Consider the following 6,144-nt stretch of genomic DNA (forward strand, 5'->3'; position numbering starts at 1 on the left):
TGTTAAATTTCAAAATCAAATCCGTCAAGTGTCGCAAAATAATCATTCATAGTCTCTGCACGGCGAATCATTCGCGCTGTTCCATCTTCTTGATAGAGAATTTCTGCCGAACGAAGACGACCATTATAGTTATAACCCATTGAAAAACCATGGGCACCAGTATCATGAATAACCAAGGTATCTCCAATACGAGCCTCAGGCAATTCACGGTTCTTAGCAAACTTGTCATTGTTTTCACAAAGCGAACCTGTGACATCAACCACTTGAATATCACCATTTGGATTAGTCATATTAGTAATGTGGTGGTAGGCATCGTACATTGCTGGGCGAAGCAAGTTAACTGCAGAAGCATCAACACCAACATAACGTCGATAAGTATCCTTAATATGGAGAACCTTAGTAACAACGAGTCCGTGTGGCGCTGTCATGAAACGACCAAGTTCAGTGTAAATACTGATGTCCCCGAGATCATTTGGAACAAGGATTTCATCAAATTTAGTATGAACACCTTCACCAATAACAGCAATATCGTTTTGCTTGTTCGCTGGCGTGTAATCTACCCCAACACCACCTGATAAGTTGATAAAGTCAAGGCTAACACCAAGCTCATTCTTAATTTCTACAGCCAATTCAAAGAGTTGAGCAGCCAAGGTTGGATAGTACTCATTCGTTACTGTATTTGACGCCAAGAAGGCATGCAAACCGAATGATTTCACCCCTTTTTCTTTAAGGTAGGCATAACCTTTGAAAAGTTGCTCCTTAGTCATCCCAAATTTAGATTCTTCAGGATGATCCATAATATCTGTACCAAGTGAAAAGACACCACCTGGGTTAAAGCGTAAAGAAAGCGTTTCAGGAAGCCCTGCAGCCTCTTCCAAGAAGAAGATATCTTCGTAAGCATCAAGGTTAATTGTCGCATTAATATCACGCGCGTAAACAAATTCTTCTGCACGTGTATCATTAGACGTAAAACTAATAGCAGTGCTATCAAAACCAATTTTGTTACTCATGACAAGCTCTGTATCAGTCGCACAATCTACACCGCACCCTTCTTCCTTCAAGATTTTGAGGATTGCTGGATTAGGTGTTGCCTTTACAGCAAAGAATTCTTTAAAACCAGGATTCCATGAAAAGGCTGCATTAACTGCACGCGCTGTTTCACGAATACCTTTTTCATCGTAAAGGTGGAAAGGTGTTGGAAATTCTGCAGTGATTTGATCAAGTTTATCAGCCGTAATAAAGGGTGTTTTTGTCATTTTATTCTCCATTTTTTACAATAGTAACCTTATTATAGCATAAGAAAAGGCTTGAACCCCAAATTTCTAATAATCTCAAGGGATATTTCATAATACAATAGACGCATAACCTTAATAAAATAATGGGGATTATTTATAAAAAAATATCTTTATTCTGGGGCGATTTCTCTAATAGCCGTCTTTACATTGTCAGCATGTGCCAAACCAAAACTCGATGCTAAGCTTCTGTTAACGACATTGTCTATATGTCTAGAAGAGGCCTCAAACTTAAAGCTGATCAAACCTTGGTTGAAGCCTCATTCAAACTTGAGGATATTTCTGAAGATATGAAAAATGAGCTAAAAACATCTGCTAAACAGTTTTACCTCAAAGATGAGGATGGTAAAAAAGTCACAGCAAGTAAGATTGACAAAGATGACCTACCTATTCTCTTCAACAAAAATAATAACGTAGAAAATGCTACAGATGACTTTGGAAAAGTTGAAGCTAATGACTACAAGACTGTCTCTCTCTTTTTCGAAGTGAACAACGATTCAAAATATAAACTCTATTTTGAATCAAAAGATGAAAAGACAAAAGGACAGACTGTTTCTACTAGTCCAAAAAATTTCGATGGTCAAACAACTACCAATGTAAAAAAAGATGTTGATACTTATTTCAACGCAGTTTCTCTAGATGGAGAAAGTAAAAATTACAATAAATTTGTTTCTAATGACTTAGATAAGGCTAAGAGTGAACTTAGTCAATATTTCTCAGATAGTCTTCAATATAGCTATGATGAAACTGATAATATCAAACCAACTGGAGATGAAGTTCCAAAAGTTTCCGGATGTGTTTAAACTGATAATCGTGAACGTGGTAGTTAGTCTGTTGATAACATTATCGTTACTAAATATAAGACGGAGTTTAACGTTGACATGTCAACTATCAGTATGAAAGCTGCAGACGATGCATATGCGGCTAACCATCCAAGTCTTACTGACGATCTAAAAAAACACCTACAAAGCAATATGCTAACGCTGGAAATGTCGACCAATTGACCCAACAATACTATATGGAAACTTACTTACCTAATTCAATTAAAAAAGTAAGTCCATCAGTACCAAAGACAGACGAAACAAATATCTTTAAGGATTACTCAGTTGAACTCACTAAGAAAGACGATAAGTGGGCCTTTTCCGACAAAGATAGCTATGTCGAAAAATGGGATTACTATCTACTCTCCTACACCTATACAGGTTAACAAGAAATAATTACAAAAAACGTTAAACACAAAAAAATCAGCCGTTTGGCTGATTTTTTTACTAGTCACGACTTGCAAAGATTCGCAAGATATTCAAGAACAAGTTAATAAAATCCAAGTAGAGACTGAGCGCCATAGAAACCGCCCACCCATCTGTGACTTGACCATTAGTACTATAATAAATCTTTTTAATTAACTGATTGTCATAAGCAATTAAGCCAGAGAAAATGAGAACTGATACAATACTAATCACAAAACTCATCGTGCTACTTGCAAAGAAAATATTAACTAAGCTAGCCACAATAATTCCAATCAAAGCTGCCATAAGAAATTTGACTATTCCTGACAAATCACGCTTAATAGAAACTCCGATAAGTGCCATGACAAAAAAGACAATGGCAGTACTAATAAAAGCTTGGAAAACATTAGCCTGAGTGTATTGGACAATGATAAAACTTAATGTAAAACCATTCAAGGCTGAATAAACTAAGAATAAGGGCAGAGCCGCAGGTGTGTTCTTTCGTGCAGCACCACTAGCCAAAAAAACCAAAGCTAACTCAACAAAAATAGCTGCCGTATAAACCCAAGAATAATTCATCAGAATATTAACAAAAAGATGAGAGAGAGGGAATAACATCAGATAAGAAATGACTGCTGAAATCCCTACCCCAATACCAACAAGACCGTAAATCTTCCCGAAAAAGCGATTTAATCCTGCATCACTAGTTGTATAAATTGCATTTGATTCCATAAATATCTCCTAAGTTTAATAAATTAATGGTGGTGACTTTGTAGAGTCTTGCGACGGAAAAACTTACGATTTTTAATGCGATTTCGTAAAGGTGTCACTGCTTCTTTAACAGCCCAGTACTTATCCACCATGGTAACGATATAAGATTCCTTATACTTTGGCGGTGCAATAGTTGCTCCCCACATATGTTTGAGGATGATATCCTCTTCTTTTTTGTTTAAATTAACAAGCTTTCTGGCATTACGAACAGCAATCCGTGGGTGCACCCAAGCATGACTCTTATTAAATTTGGTTACTCGCCAATCATAATAGAAAAAGTCATGCAAGAGACCACCTCGAGCAGTACTCTTAGCATCCCAGCCAAATTTTTTAGCAATTTTGTAGCTAGTATAACTAACATTAACCGAGTGTTCCAAACGTGTCGAATGATGGTGTTGGACAATCCCATCCAATTTTTGAAAACGTGGGTGTGAAATCAAATGTCCAACAACTTCCATGAATTCTTTATCATCTTCTGGTCGCTTCATAATAATACCTCATTAATGTTTCTAACGCTTCTTCATTATACCACTAGAGCTTAAATTTATTTTAAAAGGCGAATATTTTCCAATAAAATCAGCCTTAGGACCTAGAGACTAAACATGATAATCCCTGCAGCAACAGCAACATTGAGACTCTCTGCCTGGCCCGGCATGTTAATATGTACCAGTTGATCCGCAGACTCAGCCATCTCCTTACTGATTCCCTGACCTTCATTTCCCATCACTAGGGCAAAATTACCGTCTGTCTTAACTGCTTTATAGTCAACGGAAACCTCTGAGAGAGTCGTTGCCAAGACTGTTAAATCATGTTTTTTACAAGTTTCAACCATCTCAAGAATCGGTCCACGATAGATTGGCAGATGAAAATGACTTCCCTGCATAGAACGTAAGGTCTTCTGATTATAAATATCAGCGGATTTATCTGATAAAAAGACCCCATCATAACCTGCAGCATCCGCTGTTCGAATCATTGTTCCTACATTACCAGGATCCTGAACATCCTCCAAGAGAAGGTACTTTCCTGAAAGAGACTCTGGCAAGGCTTGAGATTGTTTAGCAACTTCTGCCACAATCCCTTGGGGGGTCTGAGTTTCACAGAGCTCCTTGAGCACCTCTGGACTAACCAACTTAACTTTAGACATATTAGCTACACGGTCAGCCATCTCCTCAAGCACAAAAATTTGAAGAATATCCGCACCACTTGCCTTTGCTTCCTCAAAGAGATGCCACCCCTCTAAAAGATAACTGGTTTTACGGTGCTTGCGTTGCAACAATTTTCTAGCAGTCTTGATACTAGCATTTTGCTTTGATTGAATGATTTCCATACACTCATTATAGCAGAAATTGCTTGATAAATCTTGGACTTGACCGACTTTATAGCAAGGATTATACTGAAAGAAAGAGGTTTCAAAAGGAGGTCATGGGCCATGCAAAAAGTACGATTATTAGTCTCAGGAAGAGTCCAAGGTGTTGGTTTTCGTTATTCAACCTATGCATTAGCACTCGAAATTGGAGATATTTACGGTCGAGTCTGGAACAACGATAATGGAACTGTTGAAATTCTAGCACAATCAGATAAGCCTGCTAAGCTAGCTAAGTTTATCCAAGAAGTTCGAAAAGGGCCTTCAAAATGGTCTAAAGTAACCTATGTCGATGTGACCATGGCTAACTTCCCTAATTACAGCGATTTTCGCATGGCTAATTAAGGTCGGAGCTCCGTTTTTAACTTGTTCTCTTCCTTAAAAAAGGGTAAAATAGACAAGTATAACTAAAAACAAAAGGAATGATATTGTGAATAAAAATCAAAAACGTCTAGCCCTTATGGGGCTTGCTGCCAGCATGCTTCTCTTCCTATCAGGATGTGTGAGCCTTGATAAGTCTGGTAATCCTACTGGTTGGGTTTGGAACCTACTTGGTCGCCCTATGAGCCACGTCATCACCTACTTCGCACATAATTTAAATCTGGGATTTGGTCTTGGTATTATCTTCGTAACTATCATTGTTCGTTTGATTATCTTACCACTTGGTCTTCACCAATCTCGTAGTGCGGCCTACCAATCAGCAAAACGTGAGTACCTTGCTCCTGTCTTAGAACCAATTAACGAACGTTTGCGCAACGCTGAAACTCAAGAAGAAAAAATGGCTGCCCAGTCTGAACTCATGCAAGCTCAGCGTGAAAACGGCCTAAGCTTAATGGGCGGTGTTGGCTGTCTTCCTCTATTGATTCAGTTTCCATTCTTCTCAGCGCTTTACTATGCAGCACGTTACACTCCTGGTGTACTCAAGGATGACTTCCTCTGGTTTAACCTCGGTCATCGTGACTTCCCATTGATTATCATCATTGCCGCTCTGTACTATTTCCAATCTTGGTTGTCTATTCAACAAGTTCCTGAGGAGCAACGTAAGCAAATGGCGGCGACTATGTACAGCATGCCAATCATGATGATTTTCTTTGGTATCAGCTCACCTGCAGCCGTAATCCTTTACTGGTTTGTTGGTGGTATCTTCTCTATTATCCAGCAGTTGATTACTAACTATATCATCAAACCTCGCTTAAAAGAGAAAGTTGCTGAAGAGTTCAAAAAGAACCCTCCAAAAGCCCCTCGTACAACACCAAACAAGCGTAAAGATGTCACTCCAAAAAATACCCAAGCAATTGCAAATAAACCCCAAAAAAATCGTAACGCTGGTAAACAAAATCGTAAATAAGCTACAAAACACTCTTGGAACAATGTACTGATCCCAAAAAGTTAGACAATTAATTTATCCGAAGGATTTAGTTCTGTATTACACAGGACTGAGTCCTTTTAGTTTTACCTTAATTCGTTTATTGTTGTAGTAATCAATATAGCC

9 protein-coding genes are annotated in these 6,144 nt (G+C 38.3%); 4 read left to right on the forward strand and 5 right to left on the reverse strand.

Going from position 1 to position 6,144, the window contains the following annotated elements; all coding sequences use genetic code 11:
• Positions 1–2 precede the first annotated feature (2 nt).
• Complete coding sequence (locus HMPREF9425_RS07830; RefSeq protein WP_003092158.1) at positions 3–1,256, reverse strand: diaminopimelate decarboxylase; 1,254 nt, start codon at positions 1,254–1,256, stop codon at positions 3–5.
• A gap of 245 nt (positions 1,257–1,501) precedes the next feature.
• Here HMPREF9425_RS07830 and HMPREF9425_RS07835 point away from each other — a divergent pair, with 245 nt between their 5' ends.
• Positions 1,502–2,095 (forward strand): hypothetical protein, encoded by a 594-nt coding sequence (locus HMPREF9425_RS07835; protein WP_003092193.1) that lies wholly within the window; start codon positions 1,502–1,504, stop codon positions 2,093–2,095.
• A gap of 215 nt (positions 2,096–2,310) precedes the next feature.
• Positions 2,311–2,499 (forward strand): hypothetical protein, encoded by a 189-nt coding sequence (locus HMPREF9425_RS07840; protein ID WP_227278534.1) that lies wholly within the window; start codon positions 2,311–2,313, stop codon positions 2,497–2,499.
• A gap of 61 nt (positions 2,500–2,560) precedes the next feature.
• Here the strand turns inward: HMPREF9425_RS07840 and HMPREF9425_RS07845 are convergent, their stop codons facing one another.
• The 3 genes from HMPREF9425_RS07845 to HMPREF9425_RS07855 form a co-directional block, all read right to left on the reverse strand.
• A complete protein-coding gene (locus tag HMPREF9425_RS07845) occupies positions 2,561–3,250 on the reverse strand; it encodes a Bax inhibitor-1/YccA family protein (RefSeq protein WP_003098029.1) in 690 nt (229 codons plus the stop codon).
• Positions 3,251–3,273: 23 nt separating this feature from the next.
• On the reverse strand, positions 3,274–3,777 hold the full coding sequence (locus HMPREF9425_RS07850; protein WP_003098033.1) for an HD domain-containing protein: 504 nt from the start codon (positions 3,775–3,777) through the stop codon (positions 3,274–3,276).
• Between the two features lie 101 nt (positions 3,778–3,878).
• Complete coding sequence (locus HMPREF9425_RS07855; protein ID WP_003098035.1) at positions 3,879–4,616, reverse strand: TrmH family RNA methyltransferase; 738 nt, start codon at positions 4,614–4,616, stop codon at positions 3,879–3,881.
• Positions 4,617–4,718: 102 nt separating this feature from the next.
• Here HMPREF9425_RS07855 and HMPREF9425_RS07860 point away from each other — a divergent pair, with 102 nt between their 5' ends.
• Positions 4,719–4,997, forward strand: coding sequence for an acylphosphatase (locus HMPREF9425_RS07860; protein WP_037621586.1), 279 nt, complete (start codon positions 4,719–4,721; stop codon positions 4,995–4,997).
• 85 nt (positions 4,998–5,082) lie between these two features.
• Complete coding sequence (yidC, locus tag HMPREF9425_RS07865) at positions 5,083–6,000, forward strand: membrane protein insertase YidC (protein ID WP_003098040.1); 918 nt, start codon at positions 5,083–5,085, stop codon at positions 5,998–6,000.
• A gap of 78 nt (positions 6,001–6,078) precedes the next feature.
• On the opposite strand, the gene HMPREF9425_RS09830 is transcribed toward yidC, so the two are convergent.
• Positions 6,079–6,144: IS3 family transposase (locus HMPREF9425_RS09830; protein ID WP_155809892.1), on the reverse strand; the 66-nt coding region annotated here is incomplete at its 5' end.

The organism is Streptococcus vestibularis ATCC 49124 (assembly GCF_000188295.1).
In the GTDB taxonomy this organism is placed as follows: domain Bacteria; phylum Bacillota; class Bacilli; order Lactobacillales; family Streptococcaceae; genus Streptococcus; species Streptococcus vestibularis.

Coding starts and splice junctions, on each gene's coding strand:
- HMPREF9425_RS07830 (WP_003092158.1), bottom strand. CDS start 1,256: ATGACAAAAACACCCTTTATTACGGCTGATAAACTTGATCAAATCACT.
- HMPREF9425_RS07835 (WP_003092193.1), top strand. CDS start 1,502: ATGTCTAGAAGAGGCCTCAAACTTAAAGCTGATCAAACCTTGGTTGAA.
- HMPREF9425_RS07840 (WP_227278534.1), top strand. CDS start 2,311: ATGGAAACTTACTTACCTAATTCAATTAAAAAAGTAAGTCCATCAGTA.
- HMPREF9425_RS07845 (WP_003098029.1), bottom strand. CDS start 3,250: ATGGAATCAAATGCAATTTATACAACTAGTGATGCAGGATTAAATCGC.
- HMPREF9425_RS07850 (WP_003098033.1), bottom strand. CDS start 3,777: ATGAAGCGACCAGAAGATGATAAAGAATTCATGGAAGTTGTTGGACAT.
- HMPREF9425_RS07855 (WP_003098035.1), bottom strand. CDS start 4,616: ATGGAAATCATTCAATCAAAGCAAAATGCTAGTATCAAGACTGCTAGA.
- HMPREF9425_RS07860 (WP_037621586.1), top strand. CDS start 4,719: ATGCAAAAAGTACGATTATTAGTCTCAGGAAGAGTCCAAGGTGTTGGT.